Here is a 19,813-nt window from a genome sequence, read left to right on the forward strand (position 1 = left end):
CTAGAGGTTCTTCCGCAGGAACGCGATGTCGTCGGCCTGGCCCTCGCCGGGCGTCTCCACCACGATCGGCGCCCCGGCCGCCCGGCAGACCGCCAGGATGAGGTCGGGGTCGATCTTCCCCTTGCCCAGGTTGGCGTGGCGGTCGGCGCCGGAGTCGAAGTCGTCGCGCGAGTCGTTGCAGTGGACCAGGTCGATCCGGCCGGTGATCGCCTTGACCCGCTCGACCAGGTCGACCAGCTCCTCGCCGCCCGCGTGCGCGTGGCAGGTGTCGAGGCAGAAGCCCACGTCGAACCCGTCGAGCGCGTCCCACAAGCGGGCGATGCGCTCCAGCTTGCGCGCCATCGCGTTGCCGCCGCCCGCGGTGTTCTCGATCAGCACGGGGATCGGGCACTCCATGCGCTCGAACACCTTGCGCCAGTTGTCGAACCCCGTCTGCGGGTCGTCGTTCTTGTTGACGTGGCCGCCGTGCACGATCAGGCCCTTGGCGCCGAGGCCCGCGGCCGCCTTGAGGTGCTGCTCGAGCAGCTTGCGGCTGGGGATCCTGATGCGGTTGTTCGTCGTGGCCACGTTGATCAGATAAGGGGCGTGGATGTAGATGTCGACGCCCTCGACCGGCTTGGCGGGCAGCACCGGTTTGTCGTACCCCTGGGGATCCCCGAGGAAGAACTGCACCACCTCGGCCCCCACCTCCGCGGCGTGGGCGGCGGGATCATCCTGATCGACGTGGGCTCCGATGCGCAGCATGTCACCGAGCTTACGCCGGAGCGGCGAGCCTGGGGCGGAGGGCGGCAGCTTGCGTGACCAACGTAGCCCCGTGCGAGCGCGACCATCGAACGCGGTTTGGTGGGGGCCTGTTCGGGAAGTCGGCTGACGCCCCCTACGCGAGGAGAAGCGACATGGCACGATGGCGCTGGCGTGGCCTGATCTTATTGATCTACGTGGTGATCGGGATCTACGTGGCCTGGGTGTACGACTACATCACCCCCGGACTGCTCAGGGACGTCGCGGAGGCGCTGCTGGCGATATTCCTCTGGTTCCTGGTCCTGCTCGGCATAAACCTGCACATCGGCAGGTGAGCCCATATCGAACGGCCCCGGAGTACGTGCGCCGGGGCCGTCGCTCATGGATGGGGAAGGAAACCGCCGTGGGCGATGCCGAGCGCGGCCCCGACGAACGACCCCACGAGGCCGATGATATTGAGCGAGCGCTGCGGCGTGGTCACCGACACGTACTGGGAATAGAGGCCGACACCGAAGCCGAGCGTGCCGAACCACGACGAGATCATGTGCGCGGATACCCAGAACGTCGAGATGAACGCCACCACGCCGCACGCGAGCGCGGCCACGGCCAGGGCGTTTTCCACAGGGTGAGAATGTCCGTCGGTGTTGAGCGTGAGCCTGAACCGCTCCCTTTCGGAGGGTTGAAGCACGTGTGGCACTGTCACCACCCCCTAGGTTTCCTAAAGGCCTTCCCACGTACTCGCGGCTGGTAACCTGGGGCACGCTGCGTTGTGATGGGTGATCCATCACCCCGGCTGCCGAAAGGGGCGCCCGGGCACAAGCGTCAGCGTCCTCCTGTCACGGCAGAGTGTCGTGACCGCAAGAGTCCAGAGGAGGTTGGAGTCCCGCATGCGTCGTTACGAAGTAATGGTCATTCTGGACCCTTCGCTCGATGAGCGCACTGTCGCGCCGTCCCTCGACCAGTTCCTCTCCGTGGTCCGCAACGACGGCGGCACCGTGGAGAAGGTCGACGTCTGGGGCCGTCGCCGTCTCGCCTACGACATCGACAAGAAGTCGGAAGGCATCTACGCCGTCATCGACCTGTCCGCGGAGCCCGCGACGGTCAAGGAGCTCGACCGGCAGATGAACCTCAACGAGGGCATCCTGCGCACCAAGGTTCTGCGTCCGGACGTGCATTAACCCCGGCTTTTGTCGGGGGTGCCCCGTACATTGAGCCGTAACCCAAGCGAAGGCGTGCAGGAAGGCGAGCGCTAGCCATGGCAGCAGGCGACACCGTAATCACCATCGTCGGCAACCTCGTCGACGACCCGGAGCTGCGCTTCACCCCGACGGGTCAAGCCGTGGCCCGATTCCGCATCGCGTCCACTCCGCGGTTCATGGATCGCCAGACCAACGAGTGGAAGGATGGCGAAAGCCTCTTCCTGACCTGCAACGTGTGGCGGCAGGCGGCGGAGAACGCCGCCGAGAGCCTGCAGCGCGGCATGCGGGTCATCGTGCAGGGGCGGCTCAAGCAGCGGTCTTACGAGACCAAGGAAGGCGAGAAGCGCACCGTTTACGAGGTCGAGGTCGACGAGGTCGGCCCGTCTCTGCGTAACGCCACCGCCAAGGTCAACCGCACCTCCCGTCAGGGCGGTGGCGGTGGCGGCGGCTTCGGCGGCGGTCCGGCCGACGACCCGTGGGCCTCCGCGTCGCCCGCTCCGCCCCAGGGCGGCGGCGGTTACGGCGGTGGCGGCGGCTTCGGCGGCGGCGGCCAGCAGAGCGGCGGCGGCGGCGACTTCAGCGACGAACCGCCTTTCTAAATCCTGTCCACAAGCCCGAGTCCATTCCCGCCCGGAAGGCGGGGCTCTGAAAGGAGCACCACGATGGCTAAGCCGGCACTGCGCAAGCCGAAGAAGAAGGTTTGCCTGTTCTGCCACGACAAGATCTCCTACGTCGACTACAAGGACACGGCGCTGCTGCGGAAGTTCATCTCCGACCGCGGCAAGATCCGTGCGCGCCGGGTGACGGGCAACTGCACCCAGCACCAGCGCGACGTGGCGACCGCGATCAAGAACGCGCGTGAGGTGGCCCTGCTGCCTTACACGAGCACCGCGCGCTAAGGAGGCCTGTCGATATGAAGCTCATTCTCACCAACGAGGTCTCCGGCCTCGGCGCCCCTGGCGACGTCGTCGAGGTCAAGGACGGCTACGGCCGTAACTACCTCATTCCGCGCGGCTACGCCATGCGCTGGACGCGCGGCGCCGAGAAGCAGATCGAGACCATCAGGAAGGCTCGCGACGCCCGCGAGATCCGCGACCTCGGCACCGCCAAGGAGGTCGCCGGTCAGCTCGGCGCGCTGCGCGTCCGCCTGACCACGCGCGCCGGCGAGTCCGGACGCCTGTTCGGCTCGATCACCACGGGCGACATCGCCGACGCCGTCAAGGCCGCCGGTGGCCCGATCCTCGACCGCCGTCGCATCGAGATCGTCAACCCGATCAAGAGCACCGGCTCCCACCGCATCACCGTCAAGCTCCACCCCGAGGTGTCCGCTCCGGTGGACATCGAGGTTGTGGCCGGCTGACGACCGCGATTGGTGAAAGCCCTCTCCGTTGCGGAGGGGGCTTTCGCATTGCCCGCCCCAGGTGACCGGTCTGCCGTTACGCGGGCCGCATATGGGGCGATTGCCGTGGTCAGCGGCGCCCCTCGGGAGTAATTTTCCTATTCGGTCAGCGTAGAATGCCTTCGTTCTTTCGCGTTTTCCCCCTGGAGGCTCTGGCCATGGCCCGTCCCCTCATGCTGCTCGCGCTGGCCGTGGCGCTCGTCGGTTGCGCGCCTGCTGACAACACGGCCACCACGGCCGGTCCTGCCCCGTCCACCGCGTGCACCAAGGAGCAGCTCAAGCTCATCACCCCTGGCAAGCTGACCATCGGGACCGACAAACCCGCCTTTGAGCCCTGGTTCAAGGACGACGACCCCAGTAACGGGCAGGGGTTCGAGAGCGCGGTGGCCTTCGCCGTGGCGGGCGAGCTGGGCTTCGACCGTACCGAGGTGCAGTGGAGCACGGTGAAGTTCGACTCGGCGTTCGCGCCGGGGGAGAAGCAGTTCGACTTCGACGTCAACCAGGTGTCCATCACGCCCGACCGGGCCAAGGCCGTGGACTTCAGCAACGGCTACTACACCGTCAAGCAGGCCATCGTCGCCATTGACGGGAGCAAGTACGCGGGTGCGAAGAGCCTGGCCGAGCTCAAGGACGCGAAGATCGGCGTACAGGTGGGCACGACCTCGCTCGACGCGGTCAAGAAGATCATCCAGCCCACCGCCGACCCCAACGTCTACAACGAGCAGATCGACGCCGTGAACGGGCTGAAGAACAAGCAGGTGGACGCGCTGGTCGTGGACCTGCCGACGGCGTTCTACGTGACGGCCGCCCAGGTCGAGAAGTCCAAGATCGTGGGGCAGTTCAGCTCGACGGGCGGCACGCCCGAGGAGTTCGGGCTGGTCATGCAGAAGGGCAGCGCGCTCAAGCCGTGCGTCGACAAGGCCGTGGACGCGCTGAAGTCGAAGGGCGAGCTGGCCAAGATCGAGCAGCAGTGGCTCGGCTCCGCCGCGGGCGCGCCAGAGCTGAAGTGAGCGGGTCGAGGTGAACGAGAGCGCCCAGGCTACATCGGGCGAATGGGTTAAGTCAGAGCGGCAGCTCGAGCGGGAGCGGGTACGCAGGTCGCGCGCCCGCCGCTCCGCCTCGATCGCGACGGGCTCGACGATCGTCTTTCTCGTGCTGGTCGTCTGGGTCGTCACCAACTCGCCCGGCTGGCCCCGTGTGCGGGAGACGTTCTTCGATCCCGGGGAGTTCGCCAAGGCGCTGCCCGACGTGCTGAGCGGCTTCCTGCTCAACATCAAGATCTTCCTGATCGCCGAGCCGCTGATTCTGATCTTGGGGCTGCTGGTCGCGCTGGCCAGGGGGATCAGGACGCCCGCGTTCTTCCCGATTCGGGCGCTGGCCACGGTCTACACCGACATCTTCCGCGGCGTGCCGACGATCCTGGTGGTCTACCTGATCGGGTTCGGGCTGCCCGCGCTCCGGCTGCAGGGCATCCCGTCCGACCTGGCCACGCTGGGCATCATCGCGCTGACGCTCTCGTACGGCGGCTACGTGGCCGAGGTGTTCCGCTCGGGCATCGAGTCCATCCACCCGAGCCAGTTCGCGGCGGCCCGCTCGCTGGGGCTGAGCCACGGCAAGACCATGCGGTTCGTGGTGCTGCCGCAGGCCACCCGCAGGGTCGTGCCGCCGCTGCTGAACGACTTCGTCTCGCTGCAGAAGGACACCGCGCTGGTGGCCACCATCGGGCCTCTCGACGCGCTCAGGCAGGCGCAGATCCACGCGGCCAGCACGTTCAACTACACGCCCTACCTGGTGGCGGCGCTGCTGTTCATCCTGCTCACCATCCCCATGGCCAGGTTCACCGACCATCTGGCGGCCCGTACGCGCAGGAGGCGCGGAGCATGAGTCTTCTGACCGTAGAGGGGGTGTGGAAGAACTTTCACGGCCACAGCGTGCTGCGCGGCATCGACCTGGAGGTGCATCCCCACGAGGTGGTGAGCCTGATCGGGGCCTCCGGCTCGGGCAAGTCCACGCTCCTGCGCTGCGTCAACCTGCTGGAGACCGTGGACGACGGCGCGATCTTGCTCGACGGGGAGGAGATCACCGACCCACGCGCGAACGTGGACGACGTGCGCAAGCGGCTGGGCATCGTGTTCCAGTCGTTCAACCTGTTCCCGCACATGACCGTGCTCGACAACATCACGCTCGCGCCGCGCCAGGTGCACAAGGTGGCCAGGACGGAGGCCGAGGAGCAGGCGCATGACCTGCTGGTCAGGTTCGGGCTGGCCGACAAGGCCAGGGCGTACCCCGACCAGCTCTCGGGCGGCCAGCAGCAGCGGGTGGCCATCATCAGGGCGCTGGCCACCCAGCCCAGGCTGATGCTGCTGGACGAGGTCACCTCGGCCCTCGACCCCCAACTGGTCACGGAGGTGCTGGGGATCATCAGGGAGCTCAAGGAGTCCGGCATGACGATGATCCTCACGACCCACGAGATGGGATTCTGCCGGGAGATCTCCGACACGGTCTGCTTTCTCGACGGCGGCGTGCTGCTCGAGAAGGGGCCCGCAGAGAAGATCTTCACGGATCCGGAGAACGCCAGGACCAGGGAGTTCCTGCGGAGCGTGCTGGAGACCAGGCGGCTCTAGCGCCGGTGGAGCCCGCGTGCCGGCTCGACCGGGTCGCGGGGCCGCGTTTGCGGGGATGGTGCGGTCAGGCCCCCGTCACCAGCCACTCGGTGCCCGCGGCCCGGCGTACGAGAGTGATCAGACGTGCGACCATCCACACCCCGAGCGCGCACCATAGGGCGACGACCCCGAAACCGGAGGCGAGGAACGCGGCGGGCAGGTACGCCAGCGTCGTCCACACCCCCGCCCACGCCAGGTAACGCTGGTCGCCCGCGCCGATCAGCACGCCGTCGAGCACGAACACGACCCCGCACACCGGCTGGAACGCCGCCACCGGCCACAGCACGGCCAGCAGCAGCTCGGTGACCTGCGGATCCGCGTCGAACAGCCCGGGCAGCACCGGCCTGGCGGCGACGACCAGCACGCCGAGCACGGCGCCCGACCAGATGCCCCACTGCACCATCCTCTTGGTGGCGGCCCTGGTGGCCGCGACGTCCCCGGCGCCGAGCGAACGTCCCGTGATGGCCTGCCCGGCGATGGCGATGGCGTCCAGGGCGAAGGCGAGCAGCGTCCACACCTGGGTGGCGATGGCGTACGCGGCCAGCTCGGCCTGGCCCATCCTGGTGGCGATCACGGTGGCCGCGAGCAGCACCACCCGCAGGCAGAGAGTGCGCACGAGCAGCGCGAACCCGGCCGTGCCCGCCTGCTTGACCCCTTCGAGACCCGGCGTGAGCGGCGTGCCCAGCTTGATCGCGCCCCTGGCCACCACCGCCAGGTAGACGGCCGCGCCCAACGTCTGGGCCAGCACCGTCCCCCAGGCCGACCCGGCGATGCCCCACTGCAGGCCCAGCACGAACCAGGCGTTCAGTACGGCGTTCAGCATGAACGAGCCGATGGCCACCACCAGCGGCGTGACCGTGTCCTGCAGCCCGCGCAGCACCCCTGTACCGGCCAGCACGACCAGCATGCCGGGCGCGCCGAGCAGGCTGATCCGCAGGTACGTCACGGCCTGCGCGGTCTGGTCCCCGCCCGCTCCGAACAGCTCCACGATCACCGGGGCCGATGGCCAGCACACCGCAATGAGGACGACGCCGATGGCCAGGGCCAGCCAGATCCCGTCCACACCGCTGCGCATGGCCCGCGTGTGGTTCCCCGCGCCCGTCTGGCGCGCCACCGAGGCCGTGGTGCCGTACGCGAGGAAGACGCAGAGGTTCACCATTGTGGACAGAACGGCGCCCGCCACGCCCAGCGCGCCCACCGCCGTGGTGCCCAGCCCATGCCCCACGATGGCGTAGTCCGCGAGCAGGAAGAGCGGCTCGGCCACCAGCGCGCCGAGCGCCGGCACGGCCAGCCGGAGTATCTCCCGGTCCCTGGGGGTAATGAGCATTTGTCCATTATGGCCATTACGTGACTTGTCGGGGAAACTTTCTTTCCTCCACAGCCAGTGGATATTGTTTGCGCAGGTCAGATGCCATTCCGCCGAAGATCGGCAGAGTTATCCACAGTCTGTGTCCACAGGCCTTTCACACCTTGAGCGGAGTAGTCCACAGCTTGACCACAGGGTTGTCCACAGGCCGCGTTGCCAGTCGGCACACGACTCCGGGAAACTGTCAGACTGGTCGGCTACAAGTGGGGGTGGTGCGACCGCCTGCAAGGTGTTCGAGGGGGCGCGGTGAGCATTGACGAGGAGACGGGCGCCGGCCCAGGTTTCGAGCGCACCCCGCCGCACAACATCGATGCGGAGCAGTCGGTGCTCGGCGGCATGCTGCTGTCGAAGGACGCCATCGCCGACGTCGTCGAGATCCTGCGCTCCGACGACTTCTACCGCCCCGCCCACCAGATGGTCTACGACGTCATCACCGACCTCTACGGCCGGGGCGAGCCCGCCGACGCGGTCACCGTCTTCGACGAGCTGCAGAAGCGCGGCGAGATGGCCAGAGTGGGCGGCGCCGCCTACCTCCACACCCTCACGGCCGTCGTCCCCACGGCGGCCAACGCGGGCTACTACGCCAAGATCGTCAGAGAGCAGGCCATCCTCCGCCGCCTCATCGAGGCCGGCACCCGCATCGTCTCCTACGGCTACGGCGGCCAGAACGAAGAGGTCGACGACCTCGTGGACCGCGCCCAGGCGGAGATCTACAAGGTCACCGAGCGCCGCACCTCGGAGGACTACGCGCCGCTGGCCGACATCATGCCCGGCGCCCTCGACGAGCTCGAGGCCATCGGCAGCCGCGGCGGCCAGATGGTCGGCGTGCCGACCGGCTTCCAGGACCTCGACCAGCTCACCAACGGCCTCCACCCAGGCCAGATGATCGTCGTGGCCGCCCGGCCCGCCATCGGGAAAAGCACCCTGGGGTTGGACTTCGCTCGTTCGGCGGCGATCAAGAACGGGATGACCACGGTCATCTTCTCGCTGGAGATGTCGCGCAACGAGATCACCATGCGTCTGCTGTCCGCCGAGGCCCGGGTTGCCCTTCACGCCATGCGCTCGGGCATGATGGGCGACGACGACTGGACGCGCCTGGCCCGGCGGATGAGCGAGGTGGCGGAGGCGCCGCTGTTCATCGACGACTCGCCCAACATGTCGATGATGGAGATCCGGGCCAAGTGCCGGCGGCTCAAGCAGCGCAACGACCTGCGGTTCGTGGTCATCGACTACCTCCAGCTGATGAGCTCGCCGAAGAAGACCGAGAGCCGGCAGAACGAGGTCTCGGAGATCTCTCGTGCGATCAAGCTGCTGGCCAAGGAGCTCGAGGTCCCGGTCATCGCGATCTCCCAGCTCAACCGTGGGCCGGAGCAGCGCACCGACAAGCGCCCCCAAGTCAGCGACCTTCGCGAAAGTGGATGTCTGACGGCGGGCACCCGAGTCCTTCGGGCCGACACAGGGGCGGAGGTGTCGCTCGGCGAGCTGCTGAATTCCGGTGCACGCGACATCCCCGTGTGGTCTCTGGATGAGAAGTTGCGGCTGGTGCAGCGCACCATGACGCATGTCTTCCCCAGTGGTACGAAGGAGGTCTTCAGGCTACGGCTGACGTCGGGCCGGGAGATCGAGGCGACGGCCAACCATCCCTTCATGACCTACGACGGCTGGTGCCCCCTGAGTGAGATCGGCCCGGGCACTCGCCTCGCCGTTCCCCGCCATGTCCCCGCACCTCAGGATCTCGATGAGTGGCCTGAAAAGGAGGTCATCCTTCTGGGGCACATGATCGGAGATGGTTCATTCGTCAGGAACCAGCCCATTCGGTATGCGAGCAAGGACGAGGCTTGCCTGGAAGCGGTGACGGAGGCCGCCACACATTTCGGAGTGAGCGCAGTCCGGGACGACTACGCCGCCGCGCGGGTTACCACGCTGCGGCTGCCTGCCCCCTACCGGCTCACGCACGGCAAGCGCAACCCCATCGCAGCCTGGCTCGACAGCCTGGGTCTGTTCGGTCTTCGCAGTCACGACAAGTTCGTCCCCCAGGGAGTCTTCTCTCTGCCAAAAAAGCAGATCGCCCTATTTCTGCGACACCTGTGGGCGACCGACGGGTGCGTCTGGTGGGACGAAAAGCTCGGCCAGCCGCGGATCTACTACGCTTCGACGAGCCGGCGTCTGATCGACGACATCGCGCGGTTGCTACTCCGGTTCAACGTGATGACTCGCGTCAAAACGACACAGAAGGGCAACTATCGGCCGGGATATCAACTGCATGTCTACGGCGCAGAGAACCAGCTCCGGTTCCTGGAGGAGGTGGGCGTGCACGGCGAACGGGCAAAGCATGCTGCTCGCTGCCTTCCAGCGCTGCGAGCAGCCAAGGGCAACACCAACCTCGACACGGTCCCCCGCGAGGTCTGGGACCGTGTTCGTGACGTGCTGACAGAGAAGGGTATGACCCATCGGGCGTTCTCGGCCGAACTGGGGACCCAATTCTGCGGCAGCACCTTGTGGAAGCACGCACCCAGCCGGGAGCGCCTGGGGCGGGTGGCGGCGATTCTGAACGACGCTCAGATGGAGATGCTGGCCACGAACGACGTCTTCTGGGACGAAGTCGCATCAGTCGAGAGCCTGGGCGAGAAGCCGGTCTATGACGCCACAGTGCTGGGGACCCACAACTTCGTCGCCAACGGTATATCGGTTCACAACAGCATCGAGCAGGACGCCGACATGGTCATCCTGCTGCACCGGGAGGACGCGTACGAGCGCGAGTCGCCGCGGGCGGGCGAGGCCGACCTGATCGTGGCCAAGCACCGTAACGGTCCCACGGCGACGGTCACGGTGGCGTTCCAGGGACACTACAGCCGCTTCGTGGACATGGCTCAGCACTGATCGGGCTCCTGCGCCAGGTCGACGGGGATGAGCCGGGGTCCGGGCAGGGGCCCGTGACAGGCGTCAGGCGGCGTCGAGGGCCGCGGTGACCGCCCGGGTCTCGCGCATCAGCAGCAGGCCGTTGACCACCATCAGCGTCGCGGTCAGACAGTGGACGCTGAGCGCGGTGGCCACGGAGCCGTGGTGGGCCAGCACGGTGGTCATGTCGCCGTACGCGGCGAGAGCCTCCACCAGCAGTGCCCAGCCCAGCGCCCGGCGGTGGCCCGTCACCAGCAGGATGCCCAGGACCAGGCCCATGACGACGTCGCGGATTCCCTTGGTGATCAGGAAGCCGCCGCCGTCGCCGGACGGCCAGCTCGGCAGGCCGAAGGTCGGCGCTGTCGTCTCTGGGCTCAGGATGTACTGCGACCCGAACCAGAGGATGAAGAGGATGAAGGCGGCGGCCAGGACGGTGTTGATCTTCTTCAGTGACATTGTTCTTCTCCTTGCGAGTGTTCGTGAGCTTGGTGTGGGACAGGGCGGCGGATCGGTCCGGATCCGCCGCTCAGTTGTTCGCATGCGACGCACCTGTCATGCGCGGAGCTGGGCCGCGTGGTCGCGGGCGAAGTCGGCGAACGACCGGGCCGGGCGGCCCACCACCTTCTCGAAGTCGGGGGTCGTGTAGTCGCCCCACCCCGCCGAGTACGCCGTCATGTACTCCTGGGTGACCGCGGCGATCCACGAAGGCAGGCCCGCGTCCAGCATCGACCGGCGAACGTCGTCGGGCGTGACCGGCTGGTAGGCGATCGGCGTCCCGTACGTCCTGGTGAGTTCGGCGGCGGCGTCTCGTAGTGAGATGCTGGCCGGACCCGTGAGAGTGTAGGTGCTGCCCCTGTGCTGTGCGGGGTCGCGCAGGACCGCGGCGGCGAAGTCGCCGATGTCGCGTACGTCGATCATGCCGAGCCGGCCCTCGCCCGTCCCGCCGTACAGGGTGTCGCCGTTGACCGAGCCGAGAAGGTTCTGCATGAAGAAGGCCGGGCGGATGACGGTCCAGTCGAGGCCCGAGGCCGCGAGCTCGACGTCCGACAGGGCGTGCAGGCGGCCGTTGCGGGTCGGTGCGTCATGGGCGGCGCCGATGGCCGACATGCGCACGACGTGGCTCACCCCTGCCTTCCGGGCGGCCCAGACGGCGTTCATGCTGGCGTGCGGCGCCTGCGGGCCCATGGCGGTCAGCAGCCACAGGGTGTCCACGCCCTCGAAAGCCCGGTCGAGCGTGGCGGGGTCGTCCAGGTCGCCGACCGCCACCTCCACGCCCGACGGCGCCTTGGCCGCGTCACGCACCAGGACCCGTACGTCCGGGGTGCCGGTCAGGGAACGAAGGACAGCGCTGGAAACGGTGCCGTTGGCACCAGTGATCAAGATGCTCATGCAGCCGACGATATAGTAAAATTCAGTGACAATCAAGATTGATGACTAAAAGGAGGGTGTGACGGTGCGCAGGAGCCGGCGCAAGCAGGACGAGCCCGATCTCGGCATCCTGTCGAGCAGGACTCTTTTCGGCCTGCAACACGAACTGGTCGAGACGCTGGCCGAGCAGGGACATCCCAGGCTGAGGCCACGGCACGGGGCGGTGATGGCGTACCTGGACGAGGAGGGCAGCAGGGCCACGGACCTTGCCGCGCAGTCGGGCCAGCACAAGCAGGTGATCGGCACGCTGGTGGACGAGCTGGTGGAGCTCGGCTACGTGGAACGGCAGCCTGACCCGGCCGACCGCCGGGCCAAGCTCATCGTGCCCACCGAGAAGGGGCGCGACCACATGGTCAAGTCGGACGCCATCATCGCCGCCATGGAGGCGGAGCACGCCAGTGCCGTGGGCGAGGAGGCGTACGCGGAGTTCAAGAGGGTGTTCAAGCTGGTCGCCGAGCGCCAGGCGGACGCGGGCCGGCGGAAGTGACGGCTCAGGCCTGGCGCAGGGACATGACGAGGTAGCGGAAGGCGGGCTGGGCGTCGCCGGGCACGTCCTGGATCAGGGCGGGCCTGGTCGGCGACTCCATGTTGATGCGGGCCAGCTCGCTCTCGATCCCGGTCAGCCCGTCGAGCAGGAACTGCGACTGGAAGGCGATCTGGATGTCGTCGCCGCGCAGCTCGCAGTCGACCACCTCGGCGCCGCGCCCGATGTCGCCGCCGCCCGCCTGGATGAGCACCTGGCCCTGACTGAACGACAGCCGGATCGCGGTGTTGCGCTCGGCCACCAGGGCCACCCGCTTGATCGCGTTGACGAACGGCGTCACCGCCACGTCGGCCCTGATCGACCAGTCGGAGGTCAGCCGGGCGCGGTAGTCGATGAACTGCTCGTCGAGCAGCCGCACCGTCGTGCTGCGCCCGACGCTCTCGAACCCGGCCACCCCGTCGCCCATCGCGATCGACACCTCGCCGCCCCGCAGCGACTTGGCCACCTCGACCAGCACCTTGGCCGGGACCATGGCGGAGACGGCGAGGTCGGGACCGGCCGGGCGCCAGGTGAATTCGCGGGCCGCGATGCGGTAGCGGTCGGTGGCCGCCATCGCCACGGACTCGCCCTCGATGTCGACCCTGATGCCGGTGAGCATGGGCAGCGTGTCGTCCCGGCTGGCGGCGGGCGCGACCTGGCCGACGGCGGAGGCGAACACGCCGCCGCCGATGGCGCCGATGCTCGGCGGCATGGTGGGCATGGTCGGGAAGTCCTCGACCGGCATCGTGATCAGCCCGAACTCCGCGCTGCCGCAGGTCAGGACCGCCTCGGGGCCCTCGGTGACGATCTCCACGTCGTCGGCGGGCAGGCTCCTGCTGATCTCGGCCAGCAGCCGCCCCGGGATGAGAACGCGGCCCTCCTCGGCCACGTCGGCGTCGATCGCCGCCCTGGCCGAGACGTCGTAGTCGAACGCGGACAGGGTCAGCTCGCCGCCCGCCTCCAGCAGCAGCCCGGACAGGACAGGCACCACAGGCCGGGCAGGGAGCACTCGGGCAGCCCACGCCACCGCATCTGCCAGAACATCGCGGTTAACCCGGATCTTCACCTGTTACCACCCCTTCGTCGCGCCGTCCCTCTATGAAAATATCCGGTGCGACTGACAAGTCCGGGCGGTCTCCGGCGGATGACCATCGCCTGGTGCGGGACCGTACCGGATGGGAGAGCTAGCGGCTGTTGAGATAGGCCAGTACGGCGAGCACGCGGCGGTTGTCGTCGTCCGACGGCGCGAGCCCCAGCTTGGCGAAGATGGAGGCCGTGTGCTTGGCCACGGCGCTCTCGCTGAGGTAGAGCCGCTGGCAGATGGCGGCGTTGGAGCGCCCTTCCGCCATGGCCTCGAGCACCTCCCGCTCGCGCGGTGTGAGCGCGGCCAGCGGCTCGTGCCTGGCGTTGCTGGCCAGCAGCTTGGCGATCACCTCGGGGTCCATGGCCGTGCCGCCCTCGGCGACCCGGCGTACGGCGTCGATGAACTGCCCGGCGTTGAAGACCCGGTCCTTGAGCAGGTAGCCGATCGCGCCGGAGCCGTCGGCCAGCAGCTCGCGCGCGTACAGCTGCTCGACGTGCTGGGACAGCACGAGGATCGGCAGCCCCGGCACCTTCTCCCTGGCCGCGAGCGCGGCCCGCAGGCCCTCGTCCGTGAACGTCGGCGGCAGCCGTACGTCCACGATCGAGACGTCGGGCCGGAGCTCCAGCAGACCCTTCAGCAGCTCGGGCCCGCTCTCCACGGCCGCCACGACGGAGAAGCCGTGGGCCTGGAGCAGGTGCACGAGCCCGTCCCTGAGCAGGTAGAGGTCTTCAGCGATCAGTACGTTCATCAGCACGACAGTCTGGTCGGTTTGACGCGTTCGAACCAGCGCTCGCGGTTGTGGGTGGACGGAAGCCAGATGGCGAAGATGTACATGAGAACGCCCACGGTGATCATGCCGAGGATGACCGGCCACTGCCAGACCTCGGGCATGTACAGCGCGAGGAACCAGGCCTTCTCGTCAATGTCGAAGATCTTGAAGATGCTCGCCACGATTCCCTGAGGGAACGTCGGACACCAGGCCGTGGCCCAGAGCAGGATGACCGTGACCGACTTCCAGCGCGGCATCCGGGAAAGGCTGCCCGCCAGGTGGTCGGGCAGGACCTGGGGCAGTTCCATGGTCACGGTGGTGGGGCCGCCGGGCGGGCTGTTCAGGGCGAGCACGCCGTCGAAGGCCGCCAGCCGCCGTTCGATGCCGGACAGGCCGCTGCCCTTGTCCGGGTCGGCGCCGCCCATGCCGTCGTCGGTGACCGTGACGCGCAGGTCGGGGCCGTTGGAGCTGATGTCCACCGTCGCCGAGCGCGCGTCGCCGTGCCGGGCGGCGTTCGACAGCAGCTCGCTGATCGCGAAGTACACCGCCGCCTCCACCGGAGGTTCCGGCTGGTGCGGCAGGTCGACGTCCACGGTGACCTGCATCGGGCTGTCGAGGGCCAGGGCACGTACGGCGTCGGCGAGCCCGCGTTCGGCCAGCACCGGCGGGTGGATGCCGCGGATCACGCGGCGCAGGTCGGTCAGTGTCTCGGACGAGGCCTCCCTGGCCTTGGAGAGCAGCGCCTTGGCCGCCGAGGGGTCGTCGTCGACGAGCTGCTCGACCGCGCCCAGCGTCATGCCGATCGCCACCAGCCTGGCCTGTGTGCCGTCGTGCAGGTCGCGCTCGATCCTGCGCATCTCGGCCGCCTGCGAGTCGGCGGCGAGGTTACGCGTCCGCTTGAGATGGCTCACCTGGCTCGCCAGGCGGCTGGCGGCGGTCGCGCCGAGCAGCAGGTCGCTCCAGAGAGCGTAGACCCGCAGGCCGCGCCCGGGGATCAGGACGAACACCGGCACCAGCGCCGCCTTCACCACCGGGTCGAGCACCAGCCAGAGCACGTCACGCCAGGTGGCGGGGTCGCTGACCAGCCACTTCCACCGGTTGTTCCAGGCGGGTATCCGCGGCGTCTTGTAGAGGGTCCGGTCGGAGCGGTACATGCCGTCTGCCTGGCGCACCGGAGGCGGGGGTGCGGGCAGGTACGGCGGCTCGATGTCGACGTCGGCGAACTTCCGCATCAGCCGCCGGTTGAGCCGGGCGAGCCCCCTGACCATCCTGACCTGCGGCGGGAACAGGAAGATCATTCCTATGGCGAGCGACAGCAGCAGCATGCCGAAGCTCAGCACGATCGCGGGCACCTCGATGACGAGGAGCGCGAGCAGCGCCACGACCTGACCGAACCTTCGCACCAGCATGCCCCCAGTCTGAGCCAGCGGGGCCGGTCCCACCATTGCACCTAACTACACCCTTGCGCGGCATCCAGCCGGATTCCCCGACAATTCCGCCCTTCCTAGCGTCTACAGCATGAAAGTCATCGAAGTCAGGAACCTGCGCAAGCAGTACCCGAACCACCTGGCGGTCGAGGACGTGTCGTTCGAGGTCGCCGAGGGTGAGATCTTCGGCATCCTCGGCCCGAACGGCGCGGGCAAGACCACCACCGTGGAATGCGTGGCCGGCCTCCGCAAGCCGGACGGCGGCACCGTACGCGTGGCCGGGCTGGACCCGCAGCTGAACAGGGGCGAGCTGCGGCACGTGCTCGGCATGCAACTGCAGAGCGCGGCGCTGCCGGAGAAGCTCAAGGTGTGGGAGGCCATCGACCTGTACGCCTCCTTCTACCCGAACCCGGCGGACTGGCACGAACTGCTCGAACGGGTCGGACTCGCCGACAAGCGCGACACGGCGTTCAAGAACCTCTCCGGCGGCCAGCGCCAGCGGCTCTCGGTCGCGCTGGCCCTGGTGGGCCGGCCGCGCGTGGCGGTGCTCGACGAGCTGACCACCGGGCTCGACCCACAGGCCCGCAGGGACACCTGGGAGCTGGTCGCGGACGTACGCGACTCCGGCGTGACGATCGTCCTGGTCACCCACTTCATGGAGGAGGCCGAGCGGCTCTGCGACCGGCTCACCCTCATCGACAAGGGCAAGGTGGTCGCCACTGACACGCCCGCCGGGCTCATCGCCCAGGTGGGCGGGGAGCAGCGGGTGAGGTTCCGGCCGTCGGCGCCCGTCGACGACGGGCTGCTGCTGGCCCTGCCCGAGGTGCGCGAGGTCGCCAGGAGCGGCGACCAGGTCGTGGTGAGCGGCACGGGCAACCTCGCCGCCGCCGTCACGCTCATCCTGGCCCAGCACCAGATCGTTCCAGGAGACCTGCGGATGGAGCAGGCCACGCTCGACGACGCGTTCCTCGCGCTCACCGGAAGGAAGCTGTCATGAAGCTGCTCCTCGTGGAGACCAAGCTGCACCTGCGCGAATGGCCGTTCCTGATCTTCACGATCGGTCTGCCGGTCGCGCTCCTGGTCGTGCTGGGTCTCAGCGTCCCGTCGATGACCGAGCGGGTGGCGTCCGGAGAGAGGTACGTGGACACGCAGATGCCGAGCATGATGACGCTGCTCTCGCTGCTGATACTGGCCTGCAACGTCATGCCGGCGGTGCTGAGCGCGTACCGCCAGCAAGGGGTGCTCAGGCGGATGTCCACCACGCCCGTGCACCCCGGACGGCTGCTGGCCGTGCAGCTCCTGATCCACCTGGTGGTCGGAGCGGTCTCGACGGCCGTGCTGATCGTGACAGGCTCGCTGGTCTTCGGCTCGGCGGCGCCGCGGCAGTGGGTGGGGTTCGTGCTGGTCTTCCTGCTCGGCAGCGCCGCGTTGCAGGCCATCGGGCTGGTGATCGCCGCGCTGGCGCCCAACCCGAAGGTGGCGTCCGGGATCGGGTCGGTGGTGATGTTCCCGCTGATGTTCCTGGCGGGCATGTGGGTGCCGCGCGACATCATGCCCGACGCGCTGCGGGCGGTCAGCGACTACTCCGTCGCGGGACCGTTCGCCGAGGCGCTCAGGGAAACCTGGGCGGGTCACCCGCCGCAGACCGTGCACCTGGCGGTCGTGGGCGCCGCTCTCCTGCTCTTCGGCGGGCTGGCCGCGCGGCTGTTCAGATGGGAGTGAGGCTAGCGCCTGGCCCAGACGGGGGGCGCACCGGTGACGTTGGTCATCAGGGAGTAGAGCGAGGACGAGGCCGTGATGAACAGCCGGTTGCGCTTGAGCCCGCCGAACACCAGGTTGGACGTGGACTCCGGCAGCTTCAGCCGGCCGATCAGCGTGCCGTCGGCGTCGTAGCAGAGCACCGCCTTGCCCGCCGCGGCCCAGACCCGGCCGGTGTCGTCGAGCCGCAGGCCGTCGAAGTTGTCCTGCTCCGTGCCCTCGGCGAACACCTTGCCACCCGCCAGCGTGCCGTCCTCCCGCACGTCGAACACGCGCAGGTGCTTCATCCGCGTGTCGGCGACGTACAGGCGGCTCTCGTCGAGCGAGAACGCCAGGCCGTTGGGGCGCACGAAGTCGTCGGCCACGATCCGGACCTCGCCCGTCACCGGGTCGACGCGGTAGACGTGACAGCCGTCGATCTCCTGCTCGGCGGCCCAGCCCTCGTAGTTGCTGATGATCCCGTACGGCGGATCGGTGAACCAGATCGACCCGTCGGAGCGGACCACGACGTCGTTGGGGCTGTTGAGCCGCTTGCCCTGCCAGCGGTCGGCGATCACCGTGATCGAGCCGTCGTGCTCGGTGCGGGTGACGCGGCGGTGGCCGTGCTCACAGGAGATCAGGCGGCCCTCGCGGTCGAGGGTGTTGCCGTTGGTGTAGCCGGACGGCTGGCGGAACGGGCCCACCGCGCCGGTCATCTCGTCCCAGCGCAGCATCCGCTCGTTGGGGATGTCACTCCAGACCAGGAACCTGCCGGCGGCGAAGTAGACAGGGCCCTCCGCCCAGCGGGTGCCGGTGTGGAGCCGTTCGAGCTGGTCGTCCCCGCCGATCGCGGCGAACCGCTCGTCCAGCACCTCGAACTCAGTGGCAATCATGTCCGTCATGCCGCCTACCATACGCTGTTCGGCTAAGTGGGCATACCACCAGATATCATCTTGCTGTGGATGATATCGACAGAAAACTGATCGGGCTGCTGCTGGAGGACGCGACGCAGTCATACGCGGTGCTCGGCAAGGCGGTGGGGCTGTCGAGCGGGGCCGCGCACGAGCGGGTGCGCAAGCTGCGTGAGCGCGGAGTGATCAGGCGCACCACGATCGAGGTGGACCAGGCGGCGCTCGGACGCACGGTCACGGCGTACGTGCTCGTGGACGGGAGCACGTGGATGGGCGACAGCGCGGACCGGCTGGCGGCGATACCGGAGGTCGAGGAGGCGCACGTCATCGCGGGTCCCGCGTCGGTGCTGCTCAAGGTCCGTACGCCCGGCACGGCGGAGCTGCAGGACGTGCTGCGCCGGGTGTTCGGCGTGGACGGCGTCACGGGGACGCAGACCGTCGTGGTCCTGGAGACGTTCTTCGAGCGAACTCTCAAGTAATCTCCAGGTATGACGAAGGTCGCCTGGAACACCAAGGAACTCTCGGTCGGCCAGCTCGCCGAGCGCAGCGGGGTGGCCGTGTCCGCTCTGCACTTCTACGAGACCAAGGGCCTGATCAAGAGCCGTCGTACGGCGGGCAACCAGCGCCGGTACCACCGCGACACTCTGCGCAGGGTCGCGTTCATCAGGCTGGCCCAGCGCATCGGCATCCCCCTCAAGACCATCAGGGACGCCCTGTCCGAGCTGCCGGACGAGCGCACCCCCACCCGCGCGGACTGGGCCCGGCTGTCGGCGGCCTGGCGCGGCGAGCTGGACGACCGGATCGAGCAGCTCCAGCGGCTACGTGACGACCTCACCGACTGCATCGGATGCGGCTGCCTGTCGCTGGACCGGTGCCCGGTGGCCAACCCGCAGGACCGGCTGGGTGACGAGGGGCCGGGCGCGCGCCGCATCGACACCCGACTGTGCCCGCCGCCCGCCTCCGGCACCCCCGCCGGTTGTGCCCCCGAGACCGGCTGCGTCTCTTCGCCGGACGCCCCGCTCCCCGCAGCCTCCTAGCGTCCCGGCTGCTCGGCCGCCGGTACGGCCAGGCGCAGCGTGGGGAGACGGTCGCTCGCGCGCCCTCCTGGCCTGACGGCTCCGAGCAGAGCCCAGCCGATTACCGTGGCGCGCGTCGCTCCAGGACGGCGGGTGGAAATCAGCGGGAAGTCTTGGCGGGCGGCACGATGAGGGTCGGCCGGTGCGCGTGGTGCAGCACGTGGTTGGACACGCTGCCGAGCAGCACCGACCGGACCCCGGCCAGACCGCGCGAGCCCGTGACGATCAACGAGGCGTCGATCTCGTCCGCCACGTCCACAATCGTCTTCCAGATCGACTCGTTGTCGGCCACCGCCCGGAAAGTGACGTCGGTGAGCCCGGAGGCGATCGCCAGCTCCGCCCCCTCCTTGGCATGATGCTCGGCCAGGGCCTGCGCCTCGTCCTCGGTGGCCGGGTCGATGGCGCCCGCGGCCAGCGGATACTTCTTGAGCTGGACGAGCAGCGGCTCCCACACCGTGATGACGACGGTGGGCCCGGCGGTGAGGTGCTTGGCCGCGAACTCGATGGCGGTACGCGAATCAGCGGAGCCGTCGTAGGCGACAAGAATGGTCATGGCGTTTTCCCTTCGCTATTCACTCTTTCGTTAGAGCAC

At 68.4% G+C, this 19,813-nt stretch carries 24 protein-coding genes; 14 read left to right on the forward strand and 10 right to left on the reverse strand.

Annotated elements, in window-relative coordinates; all coding sequences use genetic code 11:
* A complete protein-coding gene (locus tag ABD830_RS41500; RefSeq protein ID WP_344999746.1) occupies positions 1–744 on the reverse strand; it encodes a deoxyribonuclease IV in 744 nt (247 codons plus the stop codon).
* A 152-nt stretch (positions 745–896) separates the two neighbouring features.
* On the opposite strand from ABD830_RS41500, the gene ABD830_RS41505 reads away from it, so the two are divergent.
* A complete protein-coding gene (locus ABD830_RS41505) occupies positions 897–1,076 on the forward strand; it encodes a hypothetical protein (protein WP_344999748.1) in 180 nt (59 codons plus the stop codon).
* Positions 1,077–1,120: 44 nt separating this feature from the next.
* On the opposite strand, the gene ABD830_RS41510 is transcribed toward ABD830_RS41505, so the two are convergent.
* Positions 1,121–1,363, reverse strand: coding sequence for a hypothetical protein (locus ABD830_RS41510; RefSeq protein ID WP_344999751.1), 243 nt, complete (start codon positions 1,361–1,363; stop codon positions 1,121–1,123).
* Positions 1,364–1,628: 265 nt separating this feature from the next.
* Between ABD830_RS41510 and rpsF the strand changes: the two genes are divergently transcribed.
* The 7 genes from rpsF to ABD830_RS41545 all read left to right on the forward strand — a co-directional run bounded on the left by rpsF (position 1,629) and on the right by ABD830_RS41545 (position 5,963).
* Positions 1,629–1,919, forward strand: a complete 291-nt coding sequence (gene rpsF, locus ABD830_RS41515) for a 30S ribosomal protein S6 (protein WP_080044189.1) — start codon at positions 1,629–1,631, stop codon at positions 1,917–1,919.
* Between the two features lie 77 nt (positions 1,920–1,996).
* Positions 1,997–2,539, forward strand: coding sequence for a single-stranded DNA-binding protein (locus ABD830_RS41520; protein WP_344999754.1), 543 nt, complete (start codon positions 1,997–1,999; stop codon positions 2,537–2,539).
* A 63-nt stretch (positions 2,540–2,602) separates the two neighbouring features.
* Positions 2,603–2,839 (forward strand): 30S ribosomal protein S18, encoded by a 237-nt coding sequence (gene rpsR, locus ABD830_RS41525; protein ID WP_020543048.1) that lies wholly within the window; start codon positions 2,603–2,605, stop codon positions 2,837–2,839.
* Between the two features lie 14 nt (positions 2,840–2,853).
* On the forward strand, positions 2,854–3,300 hold the full coding sequence (gene rplI / locus ABD830_RS41530; RefSeq protein WP_344999756.1) for a 50S ribosomal protein L9: 447 nt from the start codon (positions 2,854–2,856) through the stop codon (positions 3,298–3,300).
* Between the two features lie 197 nt (positions 3,301–3,497).
* Positions 3,498–4,349 (forward strand): ABC transporter substrate-binding protein, encoded by an 852-nt coding sequence (locus tag ABD830_RS41535; protein ID WP_344999759.1) that lies wholly within the window; start codon positions 3,498–3,500, stop codon positions 4,347–4,349.
* A 10-nt stretch (positions 4,350–4,359) separates the two neighbouring features.
* On the forward strand, positions 4,360–5,223 hold the full coding sequence (locus ABD830_RS41540; RefSeq protein WP_344999761.1) for an amino acid ABC transporter permease: 864 nt from the start codon (positions 4,360–4,362) through the stop codon (positions 5,221–5,223).
* Positions 5,220–5,963, forward strand: coding sequence for an amino acid ABC transporter ATP-binding protein (locus ABD830_RS41545; protein WP_344999763.1), 744 nt, complete (start codon positions 5,220–5,222; stop codon positions 5,961–5,963). Before ABD830_RS41540 ends, ABD830_RS41545 begins: the two co-directional genes overlap by 4 nt.
* 64 nt (positions 5,964–6,027) lie before the next feature.
* Here the strand turns inward: ABD830_RS41545 and ABD830_RS41550 are convergent, their stop codons facing one another.
* Positions 6,028–7,329 carry an MATE family efflux transporter gene (locus ABD830_RS41550; RefSeq protein ID WP_344999766.1) on the reverse strand — a complete coding sequence of 434 codons (1,302 nt, stop codon included), beginning with the start codon at positions 7,327–7,329 and terminating at the stop codon, positions 6,028–6,030.
* Between the two features lie 285 nt (positions 7,330–7,614).
* Between ABD830_RS41550 and ABD830_RS41555 the strand changes: the two genes are divergently transcribed.
* Complete coding sequence (locus ABD830_RS41555) at positions 7,615–10,248, forward strand: replicative DNA helicase (protein ID WP_344999768.1); 2,634 nt, start codon at positions 7,615–7,617, stop codon at positions 10,246–10,248.
* Positions 10,249–10,311: 63 nt separating this feature from the next.
* Here the strand turns inward: ABD830_RS41555 and ABD830_RS41560 are convergent, their stop codons facing one another.
* Both ABD830_RS41560 and ABD830_RS41565 read right to left on the reverse strand, forming a co-directional pair.
* On the reverse strand, positions 10,312–10,722 hold the full coding sequence (locus tag ABD830_RS41560; protein WP_344999770.1) for a DUF4267 domain-containing protein: 411 nt from the start codon (positions 10,720–10,722) through the stop codon (positions 10,312–10,314).
* A gap of 96 nt (positions 10,723–10,818) precedes the next feature.
* Positions 10,819–11,655, reverse strand: coding sequence for an SDR family oxidoreductase (locus ABD830_RS41565; RefSeq protein ID WP_344999772.1), 837 nt, complete (start codon positions 11,653–11,655; stop codon positions 10,819–10,821).
* A gap of 58 nt (positions 11,656–11,713) precedes the next feature.
* Between ABD830_RS41565 and ABD830_RS41570 the strand changes: the two genes are divergently transcribed.
* Complete coding sequence (locus ABD830_RS41570; RefSeq protein ID WP_344999774.1) at positions 11,714–12,181, forward strand: MarR family winged helix-turn-helix transcriptional regulator; 468 nt, start codon at positions 11,714–11,716, stop codon at positions 12,179–12,181.
* Between the two features lie 4 nt (positions 12,182–12,185).
* Here the strand turns inward: ABD830_RS41570 and dnaN are convergent, their stop codons facing one another.
* The 3 genes from dnaN to ABD830_RS41585 all read right to left on the reverse strand — a co-directional run bounded on the left by dnaN (position 12,186) and on the right by ABD830_RS41585 (position 15,479).
* Positions 12,186–13,283 carry a DNA polymerase III subunit beta gene (gene dnaN, locus ABD830_RS41575; RefSeq protein WP_344999776.1) on the reverse strand — a complete coding sequence of 366 codons (1,098 nt, stop codon included), beginning with the start codon at positions 13,281–13,283 and terminating at the stop codon, positions 12,186–12,188.
* Between the two features lie 118 nt (positions 13,284–13,401).
* Positions 13,402–14,049: a response regulator transcription factor gene (locus tag ABD830_RS41580; RefSeq protein ID WP_344999778.1), complete on the reverse strand. Its 648-nt coding sequence runs from the start codon at positions 14,047–14,049 to the stop codon at positions 13,402–13,404.
* A complete protein-coding gene (locus tag ABD830_RS41585) occupies positions 14,049–15,479 on the reverse strand; it encodes a sensor histidine kinase (protein ID WP_344999780.1) in 1,431 nt (476 codons plus the stop codon). The genes ABD830_RS41580 and ABD830_RS41585 overlap by 1 nt, the downstream gene beginning before the upstream one ends.
* Before the next feature lie 109 nt (positions 15,480–15,588).
* Between ABD830_RS41585 and ABD830_RS41590 the strand changes: the two genes are divergently transcribed.
* Together ABD830_RS41590 and ABD830_RS41595 are read left to right on the forward strand one after the other, a co-directional pair.
* Complete coding sequence (locus ABD830_RS41590) at positions 15,589–16,494, forward strand: ABC transporter ATP-binding protein (RefSeq protein WP_344999782.1); 906 nt, start codon at positions 15,589–15,591, stop codon at positions 16,492–16,494.
* A complete protein-coding gene (locus ABD830_RS41595; protein WP_344999784.1) occupies positions 16,491–17,219 on the forward strand; it encodes an ABC transporter permease in 729 nt (242 codons plus the stop codon). Before ABD830_RS41590 ends, ABD830_RS41595 begins: the two co-directional genes overlap by 4 nt.
* Before the next feature lie 2 nt (positions 17,220–17,221).
* On the opposite strand, the gene ABD830_RS41600 is transcribed toward ABD830_RS41595, so the two are convergent.
* Positions 17,222–18,136, reverse strand: coding sequence for an SMP-30/gluconolactonase/LRE family protein (locus ABD830_RS41600; protein ID WP_344999786.1), 915 nt, complete (start codon positions 18,134–18,136; stop codon positions 17,222–17,224).
* A 56-nt stretch (positions 18,137–18,192) separates the two neighbouring features.
* Here ABD830_RS41600 and ABD830_RS41605 point away from each other — a divergent pair, with 56 nt between their 5' ends.
* Together ABD830_RS41605 and soxR are read left to right on the forward strand one after the other, a co-directional pair.
* Positions 18,193–18,624 carry an Lrp/AsnC family transcriptional regulator gene (locus tag ABD830_RS41605; protein ID WP_344999788.1) on the forward strand — a complete coding sequence of 144 codons (432 nt, stop codon included), beginning with the start codon at positions 18,193–18,195 and terminating at the stop codon, positions 18,622–18,624.
* A 9-nt stretch (positions 18,625–18,633) separates the two neighbouring features.
* A complete protein-coding gene (soxR, locus tag ABD830_RS41610) occupies positions 18,634–19,182 on the forward strand; it encodes a redox-sensitive transcriptional activator SoxR (RefSeq protein WP_344999790.1) in 549 nt (182 codons plus the stop codon).
* A 139-nt stretch (positions 19,183–19,321) separates the two neighbouring features.
* On the opposite strand, the gene ABD830_RS41615 is transcribed toward soxR, so the two are convergent.
* On the reverse strand, positions 19,322–19,774 hold the full coding sequence (locus ABD830_RS41615; protein WP_344999792.1) for a universal stress protein: 453 nt from the start codon (positions 19,772–19,774) through the stop codon (positions 19,322–19,324).
* Positions 19,775–19,813: the final 39 nt, after the last annotated feature.

It is taken from the genome of Nonomuraea helvata, assembly GCF_039535785.1.
Classification (GTDB): Bacteria; Actinomycetota; Actinomycetes; order Streptosporangiales; family Streptosporangiaceae; genus Nonomuraea; species Nonomuraea helvata.